Genomic DNA, 18059 nt, shown 5'->3' with positions numbered 1-18059 from the left:
CGTACGCTCCCGCGCATGACCGCTGCTGACCCGTCGATGCCGACGCTCGCCGCCACCGTCCTGCAGTCCCCCGAGCCGCTCGCGCTCGCCCGGTTCTACGGCGCACTCACGGGTTGGACCGTCCACGAGGACGACCCGACCTGGGCCCGCATCCGCCCCGCGGACGGACCGGGCCTCTCCGTGCAGTACGAACCCGCCTACGTGGCACCGACCTGGCCCGGGACCGAGGACGCTCCGGGCATGCAGCTGCACCTCGACTTCCAGGTCGAGGACCTGCCGGCGGCGGTCGCCCGCGCCGAAGGGCTCGGAGCCCGGCAGGCCGAGTTCCAGCCGCAGGACGACGTCCGGGTGCTGCTCGACCCGGACGGCCACCCGTTCTGCCTGTTCCTGCCCGGCGCCTGATCCCGCCCGCCCGGCGCACCTCGGACCGTGCGAGCCCGATGGCGTCCGGCGACGTCCGGCGACGTCCGGCGGCGTCCGGCGTCGTCCGGCGTCGTCCGGCGTCGTCCGGCGTCGTCGGTGCGAGGTTCCGGACACGGTGCGAGGTTCGCCGGCCCGCACGGTGCGCGGAACCTCGCACACTGCAGCCCGCCCCGTCCCGCACCCGCGCCCGCGCCCGCGCCCGACCGCCCGCCCGTCAGCCCGGCAGGTCCCCCGCCGCCCGCAGCACGGCGGCCGTGGTCCTGGGATCGCCGAGGATCCGGAAGTGGCCGCCGACGGGCACCCGCACGTTCGTGGCCCCGGCGAGCGCACTCCCCTCCGGGATGAGCGTGTCGAACACCCCGTACACCGACGTGATCCGCGCGTTGGCGTCGAGCTCCCGCGCGAGGCCGGCGAGCACCGGGTCGCCGGACCGGAACGCCCGGAGGTGTCGGACCGGCGCGAGCCGCGCGTACCCCGAGCCTCCGAAGGGGGTCGACACCGCCACCATCCGGTCGATCCTCCCGTGGTCGTCGAGTCGCGTCATCGCGTACTTGCCGATGAGTCCGCCCTTGCTGTGCGTCACGAGCAGGACGTCGCTCAGGTCGTGGCACTCCAGGTACGCGAGCACCGCCCGCGCCGACTCCGGCACGGGGCGCAGGTTGTGCCGGAGCACCGAGAGCACGTGCACCGGGTGGCCGCGGTCGTGCAGCGCCTCCATCAGCGGCCGCATGAAGTGCCAGGTCTCGTAGACACCGGGGACCACGACGACGGGCTGTCCGTCGCCGGTCCGGTAGTCGTCGGCCGTGGTCGGCCCGAAGCTCCGCAGCTGCCACCGGATCGCGTACCACCAGTCGAGTGCGGCCCACCATCCGCGACGCACCAGCGAGATCCGGACGGGAGGCGCGGTGCGGTCCGTGCGCGTCGGCCCGGGTCCGGACGTGGTCGCCTCGGTCATCGCTGGCCCTCCGCCGTCACACGCACGACCCGAGGCTACGCGGCACGCCTGGCGGACCGTCGGCGCAGTGCACAGAGACGCGTCAGCCCGGTCATCGGCCGCACACAAGGAACCGGTGTGCACTCGTCTCCATGAGCGACACCACCCCCACGAACCCCGGCGACCCGACGCAGCGCACCGACGCGCACCCGACGGCCGCGCAGCCCACCACCGCGTACCCGAGCAGCCCCGCGGGCTGGGGAGCGGCTCCGACACCGACCTCCACCGCAACGCTCGACGCACCCGCCGCACCCGCCGCACCTCCCGCCGGCCCGTACGCTCAGCACCCGTACGGCGCGACCCCCTGGTACGGGAACGCCGCCGCGACTCCCGCCGGGAAGCGCCGCGGTGGGCCGAAGCCGCCGTGGTTCTGGCCGATCGTCGCCGTGGCCGTCGGGCTCGCGGCGCTCCTCGTCGGCGGCGGCATCGGGTTCGCGATCGGTCACGCCATCGGCGGCGGCACGAGCCAGTCCACGACGCAGGTGCCCGGGAGCGGCACGAACGGCTTCCCCAGCGGCGGGACCAACGGCGGGACGAACGGCGGGACGAACGGCGGGACGAACCAGTTCCCCGGCACGAGCGGTTCCTCCTCGAACAGCTGAGGGCTACGCTCCGACCATGCGCAAGGTGACGGCAGGGCTGTTCGCGTCGGTCGACGGCGTCGTGCAGGACCCGTACGAGTTCCAGTACGACTCCTTCGACGACGAACTCGGAGCGGGCATGGGCGCCTTCATGGCCCGCACCGACACCGTCCTGCTCGGGAGGAACAGCTACCTGGAGTGGGCCGAGTGGTGGCCCGCCCACGCCGACGACCCCTTCGGCCAGTGGATCAACCCGATCGAGAAGCACGTGGCCTCGACCACGCTCGGCGACGACCTGGCGTGGGAGAACAGCACCCGGATCCAGGGCGACGTTCCCGCGTTCGTCCGCGGGCTGCAGCAACAGGAGGGCGCCGACATCGCCGTGTGCGGCAGCGTCACGCTCGTCCGCAGCCTGCTGTTCGCGGGGGTCCTCGACGAGCTGCAGCTCATGGTGCACCCGGCGATCGCCGGGTCGGGCCGCAAGCTCTTCGAGCCGACGGACCCGCCCACGCGCCTGCGTCTGGTCGACAGCACCGTGACGAGCAAGGGGAACGTCGTGAGCACCTACGCGAGGCTCGACGCCTGACGGACGTCAGCCGAGCCTCCAGGTCAAACGGCCCGCTGAACCGCGCGTACCCTCGGTGGTGATCATCTCACCATCCGAGGAAGCCGGAGTCAGCATGCCCCAGGACACCCGCCCGCACGTCGTCATCGTCGGCGGTGGATTCGCCGGTGTCGCCGCCATGCGCGAGCTCGCCGACGCGCCGGTGCGGGTGACCCTGGTCGACCGCCACGTCTACAACATGTTCCAGCCGCTCATGTACCAGGTGGCGACGGGCGGGCTGAACGCCGGCGACGTGACGTACTTCCTCCGGAGCCTCCGCGCGAAGCAGAGCAACGCCGAGTTCCGGCACGGGCTGCTCACCGGCATCGACCCGGTCGAGCGGATCGCCGAGATGTCCGACGGCGAGCACCTGCACTACGACTGGCTCATCCTGGCCAACGGCGTGAACACGAGCTACTTCGGCACACCGGGGGCGTACGAGTACGCGTACTCGATGTACTCCCGCTCGCAGGCGCTCCGCATCCGCGACGAGCTGTTCACCCGCCTCGAGGAAGCAGCCGCCAACCAGGGCCCCGACGAGATCAAGATCGTCATCGTGGGCGGCGGCGCGACCGGCGTGGAGATGGCCGGCGCGCTCGCCGAGCTCCGTGACCAGGCCCTCGAAGGCGCCTACCCCGAGCTGGACAAGGGTGCCATCACGATCACCCTCGTGCACCGGAGCGGTGAGCTCCTCAAGCCGTTCGCCCCGCGTCTGCGTCGGTACGCGGCGAAGGTCCTGCGCAAGCGCGGTGTCGTGCTGCGCCTCAACACCGGCGTCTCCGAGGTGAAGCCGGACGGCGTGATGACGGCCGAGGGCGAGTTCATCCCGGCCTCGCAGGTCATCTGGGCGACGGGTGTGGCCGCGCACAAGGAGGTCTCCGGCTGGGGCATGCCGCAGACCCACGGCGGACGCATCCAGGTGAACGACGACCTCAGCGTGAAGGGCGTCGAGCGGATCTTCTCCGCCGGCGACATCGCGGCGCAGGACGACGCCCTCGCGCAGCTCGCCCAGCCGGCACTGCAGGGCGGCCGGCACTCGGCGCGGCAGATCAAGCGCCTGCTCGAGGGCAAGGCGACCGAGCACTTCAAGTACTTCGACAAGGGCACGATGGCCACGATCGGTACGAACGCCGCGGTCGCCCAGCTCCGCGGCGGCATCACCATGGTCGGGCCGGTCGCGTGGGCGGCCTGGGTCGCGGTGCACATCGCGTCGCTGCTCGGCAACGGCAACCGGCTGTCGACGCTGTCGCACTTCTTCGTGCGGTACCTGTGGTTCATGCGGAAGCGGGCGATCCCGATCGTCGGCGACGTCCGGCCTGTGCGGCCGAACGGCGACCGCGAGCCCGAGCCGTGGCAGATGCAGAAGGCGGAGTAGGCGCGCGGGGCGCGCGCGCTCGTTCAGTGAGCAGAAATGGTCGGGTCCGGAGACGGGACCCGACCATTTCTGCTCACTCGATGCGGTGGTCCGGACCGGCGACGGCCTGGAGGCGCGGGGCGGGGTCGCCACGCGCCTCCAGGCCGGTGGGCGGTCGCGTGGGGCTGGCGCCGCGCGCGGACCGACTCCGTACGACAACGTGGACGTCGTACGACAGCGACTTCGTCGCTGCTCGCGCGGCGCGGTCTCCCGCGCGCGCAACGAACGACAGGACCGACGTCGTACGACGTCGGTCCTGTCGTTCCGGGTCAGCGCCGCGCGGCCACCTCGAAGTAGGCGCCGGCGGCGATGTCCTCGAGCAGCCCCGGGCCGGTGGGCTCCCAGCCGAGGAGCTCCCGCGTCGCGTCCGAGGTCGCGGACATCTCCATGCCGAAGAACTGCCCGATGAACCCGAAGTGGGACACCGCGTCGGCCGTGTCGACCGAGGTCACGGGCAGCCCGAGCCCTTCGCCGATGGCCTCGGCGATCGCCCGGGTCGGGATCGCGGTCTCGGCGACGGCGTGCAGCTTCGTGCCGGCGGGTGCCTGCTCGAGGCCGAGTCGGACGAGTCGTGCGGCGTCGGTGACGTGCACGGCGGCCCAGCTGTTCGTGCCCTCGCCGATGTAGCCGGAAACCCCGGTGCGCTGTGCGGCGCCGACGATCGCGGCGATGAACCCGTGGTCGCCCGTGCCGTGGGTGGTCGGGCTGAAGCGGGCCGCGATGGTCCGGACGCCCTGGTCGACGAAGTCGAAGCCGCGGTTCTCGCTGCCGCCGCGCATGCTCTCCGGGCCGACGAACGGGTTCGGGTCCGACTCGGTCGAGGGGCGGCCCTGTGCGAGTCCGGCGACGCCCGAGGCGAGGACGAACGGGCGGTCGGTGCCGACGAGTGCCTCGCCGATCGTCTCGACCGCGGCACGCTCGCTGGCGTTCGTGGCGGCGGGGTTCGCCCAGTCGTGCTTGTTCGCGAGGTGCAGGACGCCCTCGGACTCGGCGGCTCCGCGACGGATGGCGTCGAGGTCGTCGAGGTCGCCCCGGAGGACGGTGACGCCCTTCGCCTCGAGCGCTGCGGCGGAGGCGTCGGAGCGTGCGAGGCCGGTGACGGTGTGGCCGGCGGCGAGGAGGTCGTCGACGGTGTGGGAGCCGATCCAGCCGGAGGCCCCGGTGACGAACACGTGCATGTGTCTTCCCTTCACAGGTGTCCACGGCGGTGATGTCATGAACTGACATCACCGTAGCACTCGATGTCAGCCGCTGTCATCAGTAGACTGCGGACATGGCCCGATGGCAACCCGGAACCCGTGGACGTCTGCAGACGACCGCGCTGCAGCTCTTCGCGGAGCAGGGCTACGACCAGACGACCGTCGCCGGCATCGCTGCCGCGGCCGAGGTCACCGAGCGCACCTTCTTCCGGCACTTCGCCGACAAGCGCGAGGTCCTGTTCGCCGGGCAGGACGACTTCCTCGGGATGTTCACCACCCCGATCGAGGCAGCACCGGCGGACGCGGCCCCGTTCGACCTCGTCCGGCGAGCGCTGGAGGCCGCCGGTGCGTTCTTCCCGGAGGAACGCCGTCCGTGGTCGCGCACACGCCAGGGCATCATCGACGGGAACCCGGCTCTCGGCGAGCGGGAGCTCGGCAAGCTCGCGACCCTGAAGGTCCGGCTCGGCGAGGTCCTGCGCGACCGCGGTGTACCCGAACCGGCCGCGACGATCGCCGCCGAGACCGCCGTGACGGTGTTCCACCTGTCGTTCGCCCAGTGGATCGCCGACGACGAGGACCGCCCGTTCGCCGAGATCGCACACGAACGATTCGACGCCCTGACGAGCCTGGTGCACCCCGGTCGTTGAGACCGCTCTTACGTTCCGCGAGCATCCTGTAACGGAATGGTCACGACCCGACGGTCAGTGGCCCCCGCAACCCGATCTCGCAGGAGGCGTCCGTGGCGACCACCACGCTCACGCCGGAGCGGACCCGCACCACATCCGCACCGGCCGACACCGACGGCAGGGCCGCACGACCGACGCCCCCGCCGCCGCTGACCCACCGGGCCCCGGCGCTCGACGGCCTCCGCACGGTGGCGATCCTGATCGTGATCCTGTACCACCTGCACGTGCCGCAGTTCGAGGGCGGGTTCATCGGCGTGACGGTGTTCTTCGTGCTCTCCGGGTTCCTCATCACGACCCTGCTGCTCGGCGAGAAGCGTCGCACCGGTCGCATCCGACTCGGCTCGTTCTGGACGAAGCGGCTCCTGCGGCTCTACCCCGCCCTGCTCGCGCTCGTCGTCGTGGGGCTCGCCCTCTGGAACTGGGTCGGCGACTACAAGGGCGCCTCGTTCTCCCCCGGTGAGGCCGCGTTCATCGCGCTGAGCTACACCGGCAACCTCTTCCGCTCCTACTGGGACACCACGCAGGGGGTCTTCGCGCACACGTGGAGCCTGTCCATGGAGGAGCAGTTCTACCTCGTCTGGCCGCCGGTCCTCGTGTTGCTGTTCGCCCTGCGCTCCCGCCGTCGCTGGCTGATGACCGGCCTCGGCGTGGTCATCGTCGGCGCGGCTGCGGCATCGTGGCTGAGCTACCGCGCCCCGAACGCCGGCGCGACGCCGGACGTGTACTTCTCCCCCGTGCTCGGCGTCGTGCCGCTGGCGACCGGGTGCCTGCTCGCCCTGCTCCTGGACGACGAACGCATCCGGGCCTGGGCGTCCGGGATCGCCGGGCACGTCGGCACCTGGGTCGGCATCGGGTTGCTCGCCGGGGTGCAGTTCTGGATCGACGACGACTGGACGCAGCACGCGTGGTCCTTCGGCGTGGTGCTCCCCGTCACCGGGCTCATCTCGGCGCTGCTCATCGGCGGCCTGGTGTCCGTCCGCTCCCCGCTGTCGGCGGCACTCGCGTGGACGCCGGTCTCCTGGTTCGGCCGACGCGTGTCGTACTCGGCGTACCTGTGGCACCCACTCGTGATCGCCCTGCTCGGCACGTACGCGATCGGCGCCTGGGGCACGGTGTGGCTCGTCGGAGCCGCGCTCCTCGTCGCCGTCGGCGCTGCCTACGCGATCGAGGTGCCGGTCGAGAAGGCACGGAAGCGGTTCCGCGAGGCGCGGCGCCTGATGGCCGCGGACCGGTCCGCGCGCGACACGGCCGACGCGGCCGTCTGACGCGACCACGCTGCGGACTGGAGGCACGGGTCGGGCCCGCCCCGCGCCTCCAGTCCGGAACGACGCCGGATCCGGGCCCGGCCCGCCTGGGCGACCACCGTGCCGCCCGTCCGTAGGCTCGGCACGTGACCACGGAGCGCGTCGACGTCCTCGTCGTCGGCGGCGGACCCGTCGGCCTCTTCGCCGCGGCGCTCCTCGCGGCGCGGGGTGTCCGCGTCGCCGTGTGGGAACGCCGCACGGCCGATCCGACCGGCTCCCGCGCGATCGGCATCCACCCGCCCTCCCTCGACGCGTTCGCCGCGATCGGCCTGGACGGACCGGTACTCGCCGAGGCCACCCGGGTCCGCACCGGCGTCGCCCGGAGCCGCGGGCGCGACCTCGGCACCCTGACCTTCGACCGGGTGTCGGCCACGCACCCGTACGTCGTCACGCTCGACCAGCACCGGACCGAAGCCCTGCTGCGCGACCGTCTCGCCGACCTCGCACCAGGCGCGCTGCGGACCGGCACAGCCCTCACCGGACTCGAGCGGCACCCGGACCACGTCGACGCGTTCGGCACCGGACCAGACGGCGACAACGCGTCCGTCCGGGCATCGTTCGTCGTCGGGGCGGACGGCGCCCGGAGCGTCACCCGCGGCCTGCTCGGCATCGGGACCACCGGACGGGACTACCCGGACCACTACGTCATGGGCGACTTCGCGGACGTCGAGGGCACGGCCGCCCGGTCCGCGGCGATCGTCGACGTCGGACCCGCGGGGGTCGTCGAGTCCTTCCCCCTGCCGCGGGGCCGGCGCCGCTACGTCGTCCTGGTCCCGGACGGATCAGCGGTGGACGCGCCCCGGCTCGCCTCGATCGTCGCCGAGCGCACCGGCACCTCGCCGGACGGTGCGAGCTGCACGATGCTCAGCGGATTCCGGGTCCGGCGACGCGAGGCGGACCGGGTCGGGGTCGGTCGTGTGGTCCTCGTCGGCGACGCCGCGCACGAGATCAGCCCGATCGGCGGGCAGGGCATGAACCTCGGGTGGCTCGACGCCGCCGAACTCGCGCCGCTGCTCGCGGAGGCCGTCGCGACCGGCGCGCCCGGCCCGTGGCCGCACTACGCCCGTCGGCGCCAGGCGGTGGCCCGCCGGGCCGCGCGGCAGGCAGAGGTCAACATGGCACTCGGCCGTCCGCTGGGCGGGTGGGCAACGGTCGGCCGGGAGGCACTGCTCCGGTCGGTCCTGTCCCTCCCGACCGCGGACGGGCTGGCCGGGATCTACGCGATGCGCTGGGCGTGACGGGTCGCGGCTCGCTGCTGGCCGCTGCTGCTTGCTGCTTCCCGCTTGCTGTCTGCTGGGTCACGCCACCAGGCGGGCGCCGGCGAGGCCGAGTTCGACGACCAGCACGAGCGACGACGCGATCACCAGACGGAACAGTGTCCTCGAGGCCAGCCCCAGCACAACGAGTCTGACCCCCGCCGCTGCGAGGGCGATCACCACGACCGCGCCCAGTACCGCCAGCACCACCCCGGCACCGCCGACGGCGTCGTCACCGAGCACCTGCCCGCCGAGCACGAGCAGCGCGGCGACGACGAGCGCACCGAACGCCGTGACCCCGGCACCGCGGAGCCCCAGCCGGTGCGGGAATCCGCGGACCCCGGTGGCCGCGTCGTCGACCAGGTCCGGCAGCACGTTCGTGCAGTGGATCGCGACGCCGAACACGGCCCCCGTCGCGATCGCCCACCACGCCGGCCAGTCGCCGTCGGGTCCGGCCGAGACCGCCACGACCGGGAGCAGCCCGAACGCGACCACGAACGGCACGACCGACCACACCGTCCGCTTCAGGCCCGCGTCGTAGGCCCACCCCGCGGCGACGAGCACGAGGTGCGCGACGGCGGCGACCGGCCCGAGGAACACCGAGAGCAGGACCGCGACGCCGGCGGTGACGAACGCCGCGGTCCGGACCGTGCCGACGGCGATCAGGCCCTGGGCCACGGGCTTGTCCGAGCGCCCCACCGTCCGGTCGCGATCCGCGTCGATCCAGTCGTTGGCGAGCCCGATCGACAGCTGCCCGGCGACCACGGTGAGCGCCACGAGGACGACCAGCCACGCCGGGTGCCCGACGGCGGCGGCGATGACCGCGGCGAGCACCGTCACGGTGACGGTCGGGCCGGGGTGCGACGACGCGAACAGCAGCCGGGCGGTCGAGGGTCGGTGGCTGGGGGTCACACCGTCAGCGTACGGACGAGGTGCTGCGCGGGGAGCCTGCGCACCGGTCGCGTCACCGCGTCCTGACGCAGTCGAGCCGTTCCGGGAGCGCGGCGAACCCGGCGGACCGGTAGGTCGCGACGGCGCTGTCGAGGTCGCGCGGGGTGCAGACCCACGCGATCGACGCTCCCAGTTCACGGAGGAGGGCGGCGGCCGCGACGCAGATCGCCGTCCCGTGCCCCTTGCCCCGGTGGTCGGCGTGGACGCCCAGCGGCTCGATGAGTCCGGGACGGCCGGGGCCCGCCGACCAGACGGTGATCCCGGCGACCGGGACTCCCGCGTCGTCCCTGCCGAGCAGGCAGCGAGCCTCGGCGAACGGTGTGCCGGCGGACATCTCGGTCCAGCGCTGGTCCGTGAAGGACCCGTTGTCCCAGGCCGAACGGTGGACCGCCGTGAAGTCCGACGTGTCACCCGGCGGACGACCTCGACGTGCAGTGCCGACCCGCGCGCCACGACCGGCTCGGACAGGTCGCGGGACAACGGCGACCAGGCCTCGCCGGCGCCCCATCCCGCCGCGTGCAGTGCTTCCCGCAGCGCGGTGCCGTCCGGGACCTCGATCGCAGCAGGGCCGCTCGGGAGCACGCCGGTGCTCGGGTCGGAGGCGTCGGCGGTCAGGGCGCGCGCGAGATCCGGGTCCGTCCAACTCTCCGGCGCCACCGTCATGCGGAGCGTGCTCGGTCCGTCGAGGAAGCCGATGGCGACGACCTGCCCGTCGTCCTCCCAGGTGCGGACTGCACGCGCGACCGCGTCCGGCCCGTGGCGCCAGGCCCACCCGAGGTCACCGGGGTGGAGCTGCACGACGGCATCGTCACGCTGCCATGACCGCAGCGTCCAGACCACCGCGCCGAGTTCCGACACCGTCGGCGTGGACACCGCGACGGTCACGTCACCCCACCGCGCCGAACCGTTCGACGAGCTCGCGCTTGAGCACCTTCCCGCTCGGCCCCAGCGGCAGCGCGTCGAGCACGTGCACGGCCCGCGGGTACTTGTACGCGGCGATCTCCGCGGCGACGAAGTCGATCAGCTCCTGCGGGGTCGCCGTGCCCTCGGCACGCAGGACCACGGCGGCCTCGATCTCCTGGCCGTGCACCTCGTGCGGCACCCCGAACACCGCGGCCATCGCCACGTCCGGGTGGGTGGCGAGGACCTCTTCGACCTGCCGCGGGTACACGTTGTAGCCGTTGCGGATGATCATGTCCTTCGTCCGGTCGACGATCGTCAGGTAGCCGTCGTCGTCCTTCGTGCCGAGGTCGCCGGTGCGGAACCAGCCGTCGACGATCGCCGCCGAGGTGTCCTCCGGACGGTCCAGGTACCCGTTCATCAGGTTGTGGCCGCGGATCACGAGCTCACCGATCTCGCCGTGCGGCAGCAGGGCGATCCGGTCGGGCACCTCCGGGTCGGCGATCTCGACGTCCACACCCCAGACGGGCGTGCCGATCGTGCCGGGACGCGGCGGGGTCCCCACGTGGTTGAACGTCGCGACGGGCGAGGTCTCGGTGAGGCCGTAACCCTCGTGGATCGGCGCGTCGTACACCTGCTGGAACCGCTCGAGGACGGCCAGGGGCAGCGAGGCGCCGCCGGAGATGGCGTAGCGCAGCGAGGGTCGGGCGTCGGAGCGGGTCGCCGCGTCGAGGAGTGCCATGTACATCGTGGGGACGCCCATGAAGACCCCGCACCCGTGCTCGACCATCGCGGCGAGCGCCGAGTCCCCGTCGAACTTCGGCAGCATGACGATCGTCGCGCCGACCCGGAACCCGGTGTTCATCGTGCAGGTCTGTCCGAACGTGTGGAACAGCGGCAGTGCCCCGAGCAGCACGTCGCCGCGGTGCATGTCGAACGTCGTCATGAGGTTCGTGTTCACCTGCTCGAGCAGCGCGAAGTGCGAGCCCTCGGCGCCCTTCGGCTTGCCGGTGGTGCCGCTGGTGTACAGGATCGTGGCGGTGTCGAACGGGTCGCGGGGCTCGTACGTCCGGAGCGGTTCGGCCTGCTGCGCGAGGTCCTCGAGCCGGTCACGGCCGGTCTCCGCCTCGTCCGGCGCGAGCACCGTCACGACGTCGACCCCCGCGAGGTCGGCACCCGCCGCTCCCTCGGCGAGCAGCGGTGCGGCGCAGACGAGCAGGGTCGCCCCGCTGTCGCGCAGGACGTACTCGATCTCGCGACGCTTCAGCAGGGCGTGCACGGGCACGGCGACGGCGCCGAGTGCGAGCGTCGCGTAGTAGACGCGGGGGAAGTCCTCGACGTTCGGCACGAGCATCGCGACGCGGTCGCCCTCCTGCACGCCTCCAGCACGGAGCGCCCCGGCGTAGGCGAGGGTCTGCGACCAGAGTTCGGCGTAGGTGGTGCGACGGTCGCCCACGATGACCGCGACGTCGTCCGGGTACCGCGCTGCGGACTCGGCGAGGATCGCCGCGACGGAGGCGGTGGCGTGCGTCCGTCGCGTGGTGCTGGACTGCTGGGTGGACGACATGCCGGTCTCCGTCTCCGTTGACGAGTACATGTCGCGATCCTAGGACGCCGCCCTCCTCGTCAGCCGTGACGGACTGTCCCCAGTACGGGATCCGGGGTGCCCGACGCCGCGCGACGGCGCCCGATGACCCCCGAGGCCAGGGCGATCCCGAGCAACACCACGAGTCCGCCGACCGGCTCGTTCCACCGCACGTGCTCGCCGAGGACGAGCACGCCGAGCACCACCCCGACCACGGGCGTCAGGTAGGTGACCGTCGAGGCGCGGCCTGCACCCCACGCCTGCACCAGCCGCGTGTTCCAGGCGTAGGCCAGCCCCGTGCCGACGCAGCCCAGCGCTGCCATCGCGGCCACGATCCTCCAGTCCAACTGCACCGGACCGGTGGCGATGACGGGCGCGACGACCAGGAGCAGTCCGGAGGCCAGCGTCAGCTGGACCGTCGCGAGCGTGACCGGGTCATACGCGCTGCCGACCGCCGCCCGCCGCAGGTACGCGAGTCCGATGCCGTAGCAGGCGGTCATCCCGAGCAGCGCGACCTGCCCCGGGACGCTCGCCAGCACGGCCGGGTCGCCGACGATGTTCCACGGTCCGACCAGTACGAGCACCCCGACGATGCCGAGCACGATCCCGAGCACCTGCCGCCCGCGGAGCCTCTCGGACGGTACGAGCACGGCGAGCGCGGCCATCGTCATGATCGGCGTCGTCGCGTTGTAGATGCTCGCGAGGCCGGACGGCACCGTCTGCTCCGCCCACGCCATGAGCGAGGACGGCACGGCGTTGAGGAACACCGACACGACGAGCAGGTGTCCCCAGACGCGCGGTTCGCGGGGCCAGCGACGACGTGTCACGAGCAGGACGACGACGAGCGTGATGGCTCCGAGGACCGTGCGGACGGTGGCGACCTGCTGCGGAGCGAGTCCGTCCAGGCCGATCTTCGCGAAGAGGAAGCTCGAGCCCCAGGTCAGTGCCACGAGGAGGTAGAGGACCGCGTTCATGTGGCCTAGTGTCGACATCCTCAACGCATGCGGCAAACGCATGCGACTCATGATCGGATGAGGAAGACGCATGACCGTCTCGGTGCCGCAGCTCCGCGCGTTCGTCGCGACCGTCGACGCTGGCTCCTTCACCAACGCCGCCGTCGCCCTCGGTGTCGGCCAGTCCGCCGTGTCGCACGCCGTCGCCGGGCTCGAGCGCGAGGTCGGCGGCCCGGTGGTCCGCCGCGGCGCCGCCGCGGTCCCGACGTCGCTCGGCGACCGCCTGCTCGCCCACGCCCGCAGCGTGCTCGCCTCCGTCGACGCCCTGGAGGCGGTGGTCCGGCCCGCCACGGCGCGCGGCACCGTGCGACTCGCCGCCGTCCCCACCGTCTGCCAAGGCCTGCTGCCGCGGCTCCGCGAGCTCTGGGCGGTCACCCTGCCCGACGTGGACGTGCAGGTCTACGAGGGCGACGACGACGAGATGCCCGAGTGGCTCGAGGCCGGGACGGTGGACGCCGCGGTCCTCGTCGACCCCTCGCCGGTGCCGGACGGCGGGGTCGTCGTGGCGCAGGACGAGATGGCCGCGGTCGTCCGCCGGGACCACCCGCTCGCCGACCTGCCGGCGCTGACGCTCGACGACCTGCACGAGGACGGGCTCGTCGCGGGCGGCGGTGGCTGCGAACGCCAGATCCAGCGGCTGCACGAGCTCGAGGGGCAGCCGTTCCGGTGGGCGCACCGCGTACGGGAGATGAACACCATGTTCGGGATGATCGAACGCGGCGAGGGCGTGTCGATCGTGCCGACGCTCGGGCGCGGGATGCTGCCGCCGGACCTCGTCATGGTGCCGATGGCCCGGCGACTCGAGCGGACGCTGGTGTTGAGCGGACCGGTGTCGCGCGAGTGGCACCCGTTGGCGCAGGCACTGGTCGACGCGGTCTGAGCAGCGGCCGGGGTTGCATTTGCAAGTGCAACCGCCGTACGGTGTGCAGTGAGTTGCACACCCGCAGTCGCGACGTCGATCGGAGGAACACCTTGCGCGCCGGAACCATGACGAGTCGAGCAGTCCCGGTCGACGAAGTCGCGCGGGCCGAAGCAGCGGACGTCGTGACCTCGGCCGGTGACCGACGTGCCGTCACGGTCAGGATGACGCTCGACGACGGCTCTTCGATCGACCTCCCGGACCGACTCGGGACCTTCCTGGCCGACCTGGTCGAGAGCATGGCCGGCGGTGCGGGAGTGTCCACGAGCGTGCTCCCCGAAGAGATGACCACGACCGTCGCAGCCGACGTGATCGGGGTCTCGCGGCCGACCCTGGTGAAGATGATCGATCGCGGTGAGATCGCAGCACGGAGCGTCGGGACCCACCGACGGCTCCGACGCGAGGACGTCCTCGCCGCTCGGGTCACGCGTCGCGATGCACGTCGGATCGCCGCACAAGAGCTGCTCGAAGCGGGCGAGGCGTTCGACTGAGCTGGCCCCGCCCGCTACGGTATGAAATGTGATGCTCCAGCGGGTGTTCGTCGATGCGAACGTGTTCTGCAGCAGAACGCTGCGCGACTGGACCTGTCTCCTCCGACTCCGGACCGACGGCATGTTCCAGTTGCACACGACCGAGGACGTACTCGCCGAGACGGTTCGGACGCTCCGCCGCAAGCACCCCGAACTCCCGGGTGGAGCGGTGACGCGGCTGCGTGCGGCTGTCCTCGGTGCGATCGACGAACTCGTCGAGGAGTTCGACGCCACGTTGGCGTACACCGGACCGGACCCGGACGACCGCCATGTGCACGCTGCGGCCGAAGCATGTCGTGCACACGTCCTGCTCACCGAGGACCAAGGCTTCACCCACACCGACGCAGCGAACTACGAGGTCTACCGCTGCGACGACTTCTTCCTGCTCGTGGACGACTCGGCCCCGGGTGCGGTGCGTGACGTGGTGCGGCAGCAAACCCAGTACTGGGCTGCTCGTCCGGTCGCCACGCGCCGGGGACTCGCCGAGGCGTTGCGCGATGCGGGGTGTCCACAGTTCGCCGCCCGGGTGGAGTCGCACCTGCGGGTGCTCGCTGGCGAGGCATGCCGACGAGCGCCGGCGCCCCGGCGCTGACCCTGCACGGAGGGACGCTCGGCAGGATGGGGCGATGGCCGAGACCCACGTGAAGACCTTCACCGACCCGCACGAAGCAGCCGCCGAGGCCGCCGGTCTGGCCTGGTTGGCCTCGGCCGAGGAGTCCGGCGGCACCCGGGTCGCCCGGGTCCTCGGACGCCCCTCCCCGACCGTGCTCGAACTGGAACTGATCGACGACGGTTCGCCGAGCTCGGCGCAGGCGGAGCGCTTCGGACGGTCGCTCGCACACACGCACGCCGCGGGTGCTGACGGATGGGGAACGCCCGCTCCGGGCTTCCCGACGGCCGGTCCGCTCCGGATGGGGCGCTCGGGCACGCCCTTCGTCACCGCGGCGGACGCACCGGCGACCTGGGGCGAGTTCTTCGCCGAGTACCGCATCCGCGACTTCGTCCGCCGGATCGTCGACCGAGGCGGGTTCGACCACGCGCAGGCGGCGGTGTTCGACCGGGTCGCCGATCGGGTGCAGGACGGGACGCTCGGGTCGCCACAGCCAGTGCTGGTCGGGGACCGTCCGGCGAGGTTGCACGGCGACCTCTGGGCGGGGAACGTCCTCTGGCCCGGCGACCCCGCTGAACCCACCGGCGCGGTGCTCATCGACGCCAACCCGCACGGCGGCCACGCGGAGAGCGACCTGGCGCTCCTCGGGCTCTTCGGACTCCCCCGGCTCGAGACCGTCCTCGCCGCCTACGACGCCGAGTCCCGGCTCGCCGCGGGCTGGCAGGAGCGCGTCGAGCTGCACCAGCTCGCGCCGTTGCTGCTGCACGTGTTCCTGTTCGGCGGCTCGTACACGGGTGCGGCGATCCGGGCGGCGCAGCGGTACGCCTGACCTCGCACGGTGCGAGGGCAGCCGCGGCACGGTGCGAGGCACGCGGAAGCGCGCCCGCCGCTCTTAGGAACCGCCAAGCCCGACCATCGGGTCGTTCGGGGAACGCCCGGAATCCTCACTGGCATGACCACGTACCCGGTACCCGTGACCGATCGACGCGACCGCGCGCACAGTGACGCGCAGGATCGGCGTCGCAAGCCCCTCGCCCGCCTGTTCCTCGGCGAGCGCGAGGACGCCCGCTGGCTCCGCCCGGCGTTCTGGGCGCTCCTCGTCGTGACGGCCGTGGTGTACCTCTGGGACCTCAGCGTCTCCGGGTACGCCAACAGCTTCTACGCCGCAGCCGTCCAGGCCGGCACGAAGTCGTGGGAGGCGTTCTTCTTCGGCTCCCTCGACTCGTCGAACTTCATCACGGTGGACAAGCCGCCAGCCTCGCTCTGGGTGATGGTGTTGTCGGCGCGACTGTTCGGCTTCTCGAGCTTCAGCCTCCTGCTCCCCCAGGCGCTCATGGCCGTCGGCTCGGTCGCGCTCGTGTGGGGCACCGTCCGCCGCACCCTGACCCGCGTCGGCACGACGACCGCGAACGTCGGCGCGCTGCTCGCCGGGTTCGTCGTCGCGGCGACCCCGGCGGCGGCGCTGATGTTCCGGTTCGACAACCCGGACGCACTGCTCGTCTTCCTGATGACCACTGGCGCGTACTGCACGGTCCGGGCGCTGCCGCGGGGCAGCTGGAAGTGGATCGCCCTGGCCGGTGTCGCCCTCGGCTTCGCGTTCCTGACGAAGATGCTGCAGGGGCTCCTGGTCCTGCCCGCCTTCGGGCTCGTGTACCTGTTCGCAGCACGCACCACCTGGGGCAAGCGGGTCGTCGGCCTGCTCATCGCCGCGGGCTCCCTCGTGGTCTCCGCCGGCTGGTGGGTCGTCGCCGTGTGGCTCTGGCCCGCGGAGTCCCGCCCGTACATCGGCGGCTCGACGAACAACACCGTGCTCGACCTGGTGTTCGGCTACAACGGCCTCGGCCGCATCTTCGGCGGCTCGGGCAACGGGGGTGGAGGCGGAGGCGGCGGCATGACCGGCGGGACCGCGGGCTCGTCGTTCGGCGGCTCGACCGGACTGAACCGGCTGTTCTCCTCCGAGATGGGCCTCGAGATCTCGTGGCTGCTGCCCGCTGCGCTCATCGCGCTGATCGTCGGCCTGGTCGTCGTCGGCCGCCGGCACCTCGCCGACCCGGCCCGCGCCGGTCTCGTCCTGTGGGGCGGCTGGCTCCTGGTCACCGGACTCGTGTTCTCGTACATGTCCGGGACGATCCACCCGTACTACACGGTCGCGTTGGCGCCGGCCATCGCGGGCCTCGTCGGCACCGGCGGCGCGCTGCTGTGGCACGCTCGCGAGCGCTTCCTCGGTCGCCTCGGTCTGGCGGCCATGATCGGGATCACGGCGTTCTGGGGCTGGTGCCTCCTCAACGAGAACCCGACCTGGTTGCCGTGGCTGCGCTGGGTGATGCTGTTCGGCGGGTTGCTGTCCGCCGCCGCGATCGTCATCGGCAGCGTGCCGACGCTCCGCAAGCTCGTCACCGTCGGCGTCCTCGCCGGCACGCTGTTCGGGCTCACCGGCACCACGGCCTACGCCCTCGCGACGACGACCGTCGCGCACTCCGGGTCGATCCCGAGCGTCGGTCCGGCGGGCAGCAGCTCCGGCGGGACGGGTGGCGGCGGCACGGGTGGCGGTCTGCCTGGAGGCGCGGGGGGACCGGGTGGGTCGGCCTCCGGTTCCGAGACGGACGGCTCCGACAGCACGAACGGCACCCAGCAGGGTCCCGGCGGCACACCGCCCGAGGGCATGACCGGCGAGATGCCGGGTGGATCGACCGACGGGACGTCCGACGACGCGCCGAGCGGCACCGGAGGCGGCATGGGCGGCGCGGGATCGACGACCTCGTCGGCACTGCAGACGCTCCTCGAGGCCTCGGACGCCAAGTGGGCCGCCGCGGTGAACGGTTCGCAGTCCGCCGCGCAGATCGAGCTCGACACCGACACCGCCGTGATGGCGATCGGCGGCTGGTCGAGCGACCCGGCACCGACGCTCGCCGAGTTCAAGGCGTACGTCGCCGCCGGGGACATCGGCTACTACGTCTCCTCCGGGACCGGTGGAGGGATGGGCGGCGGTTCGTCCACCGCCTCGGCGATCCAGGAGTGGGTCGCGGCGAACTACGACAGCACGACGGTCGGCGGCCAGACGGTCTACGACCTGAGCGACCCGAAGTAGGC

General features: G+C 72.5%; 18 protein-coding genes. 12 read left to right on the top strand and 6 right to left on the bottom strand.

Going from position 1 to position 18059, the window contains the following annotated elements; translation table 11 throughout:
* Nucleotides 1-15 precede the first annotated feature (15 nt).
* The gene (locus FS532_RS05475) at nt 16-402 is read left to right on the top strand and encodes a VOC family protein (protein ID WP_260852578.1); all 387 of its coding nucleotides are present in this window, start codon (nt 16-18) and stop codon (nt 400-402) included.
* Between the two features lie 235 nt (nt 403-637).
* On the opposite strand, the gene FS532_RS05470 is transcribed toward FS532_RS05475, so the two are convergent.
* Complete coding sequence (locus FS532_RS05470) at nt 638-1378, bottom strand: esterase/lipase family protein (protein ID WP_260852577.1); 741 nt, start codon at nt 1376-1378, stop codon at nt 638-640.
* Nucleotides 1379-1509: 131 nt separating this feature from the next.
* Between FS532_RS05470 and FS532_RS05465 the strand changes: the two genes are divergently transcribed.
* From FS532_RS05465 to FS532_RS05455, 3 genes are all read left to right on the top strand, one after another.
* Nucleotides 1510-2019: a hypothetical protein gene (locus tag FS532_RS05465; protein ID WP_144751163.1), complete on the top strand. Its 510-nt coding sequence runs from the start codon at nt 1510-1512 to the stop codon at nt 2017-2019.
* 16 nt (nt 2020-2035) lie between these two features.
* Nucleotides 2036-2584, top strand: a complete 549-nt coding sequence (locus tag FS532_RS05460; RefSeq protein WP_144751161.1) for a dihydrofolate reductase family protein — start codon at nt 2036-2038, stop codon at nt 2582-2584.
* A gap of 94 nt (nt 2585-2678) precedes the next feature.
* Nucleotides 2679-3977 carry an NAD(P)/FAD-dependent oxidoreductase gene (locus FS532_RS05455; protein ID WP_144751159.1) on the top strand — a complete coding sequence of 433 codons (1299 nt, stop codon included), beginning with the start codon at nt 2679-2681 and terminating at the stop codon, nt 3975-3977.
* 308 nt (nt 3978-4285) lie between these two features.
* Here the strand turns inward: FS532_RS05455 and FS532_RS05450 are convergent, their stop codons facing one another.
* The gene (locus FS532_RS05450) at nt 4286-5194 is read right to left on the bottom strand and encodes an SDR family oxidoreductase (protein WP_144751157.1); all 909 of its coding nucleotides are present in this window, start codon (nt 5192-5194) and stop codon (nt 4286-4288) included.
* Nucleotides 5195-5289: 95 nt separating this feature from the next.
* Between FS532_RS05450 and FS532_RS05445 the strand changes: the two genes are divergently transcribed.
* The 3 genes from FS532_RS05445 (at nt 5290) to FS532_RS05435 (ending at nt 8443) form a co-directional block, all read left to right on the top strand.
* Nucleotides 5290-5862, top strand: coding sequence for a TetR/AcrR family transcriptional regulator (locus tag FS532_RS05445; RefSeq protein ID WP_144751155.1), 573 nt, complete (start codon nt 5290-5292; stop codon nt 5860-5862).
* Nucleotides 5863-5954: 92 nt separating this feature from the next.
* Nucleotides 5955-7166: an acyltransferase family protein gene (locus FS532_RS05440; RefSeq protein WP_186321925.1), complete on the top strand. Its 1212-nt coding sequence runs from the start codon at nt 5955-5957 to the stop codon at nt 7164-7166.
* 125 nt (nt 7167-7291) lie between these two features.
* Nucleotides 7292-8443, top strand: coding sequence for an FAD-dependent oxidoreductase (locus tag FS532_RS05435; protein ID WP_144751150.1), 1152 nt, complete (start codon nt 7292-7294; stop codon nt 8441-8443).
* A 60-nt stretch (nt 8444-8503) separates the two neighbouring features.
* Here the strand turns inward: FS532_RS05435 and FS532_RS05430 are convergent, their stop codons facing one another.
* The 4 genes from FS532_RS05430 to FS532_RS05415 all read right to left on the bottom strand — a co-directional run bounded on the left by FS532_RS05430 (nt 8504) and on the right by FS532_RS05415 (nt 12871).
* Complete coding sequence (locus FS532_RS05430) at nt 8504-9373, bottom strand: UbiA family prenyltransferase (protein WP_144751148.1); 870 nt, start codon at nt 9371-9373, stop codon at nt 8504-8506.
* A 52-nt stretch (nt 9374-9425) separates the two neighbouring features.
* Nucleotides 9426-9746, bottom strand: a complete 321-nt coding sequence (locus tag FS532_RS19020) for a GNAT family N-acetyltransferase (RefSeq protein WP_260852576.1) — start codon at nt 9744-9746, stop codon at nt 9426-9428.
* A gap of 552 nt (nt 9747-10298) precedes the next feature.
* On the bottom strand, nt 10299-11879 hold the full coding sequence (locus tag FS532_RS05420; RefSeq protein ID WP_144752537.1) for a long-chain-fatty-acid--CoA ligase: 1581 nt from the start codon (nt 11877-11879) through the stop codon (nt 10299-10301).
* Nucleotides 11880-11938: 59 nt separating this feature from the next.
* A complete protein-coding gene (locus FS532_RS05415; protein ID WP_144751146.1) occupies nt 11939-12871 on the bottom strand; it encodes a DMT family transporter in 933 nt (310 codons plus the stop codon).
* A 70-nt stretch (nt 12872-12941) separates the two neighbouring features.
* Here FS532_RS05415 and FS532_RS05410 point away from each other — a divergent pair, with 70 nt between their 5' ends.
* The 5 genes from FS532_RS05410 to FS532_RS05390 all read left to right on the top strand — a co-directional run bounded on the left by FS532_RS05410 (nt 12942) and on the right by FS532_RS05390 (nt 18057).
* Nucleotides 12942-13790, top strand: coding sequence for a LysR family transcriptional regulator (locus FS532_RS05410; protein ID WP_144751144.1), 849 nt, complete (start codon nt 12942-12944; stop codon nt 13788-13790).
* 107 nt (nt 13791-13897) lie between these two features.
* On the top strand, nt 13898-14320 hold the full coding sequence (locus tag FS532_RS05405) for an excisionase family DNA-binding protein (protein ID WP_144751142.1): 423 nt from the start codon (nt 13898-13900) through the stop codon (nt 14318-14320).
* A gap of 31 nt (nt 14321-14351) precedes the next feature.
* On the top strand, nt 14352-14951 hold the full coding sequence (locus FS532_RS05400) for a PIN domain-containing protein (protein ID WP_260852614.1): 600 nt from the start codon (nt 14352-14354) through the stop codon (nt 14949-14951).
* 34 nt (nt 14952-14985) lie between these two features.
* The gene (locus tag FS532_RS05395; RefSeq protein ID WP_144751138.1) at nt 14986-15798 is read left to right on the top strand and encodes a fructosamine kinase family protein; all 813 of its coding nucleotides are present in this window, start codon (nt 14986-14988) and stop codon (nt 15796-15798) included.
* A 123-nt stretch (nt 15799-15921) separates the two neighbouring features.
* The gene (locus FS532_RS05390) at nt 15922-18057 is read left to right on the top strand and encodes an ArnT family glycosyltransferase (RefSeq protein WP_260852575.1); all 2136 of its coding nucleotides are present in this window, start codon (nt 15922-15924) and stop codon (nt 18055-18057) included.
* The last annotated feature ends 2 nt before the right edge of the window (nt 18058-18059 follow it).

This window comes from Curtobacterium pusillum (assembly GCF_007673235.1).
GTDB lineage: Bacteria > Actinomycetota > Actinomycetes > Actinomycetales > Microbacteriaceae > Curtobacterium > Curtobacterium pusillum_C.
This window is presented reverse-complemented; position numbering and strand designations above follow the sequence as displayed.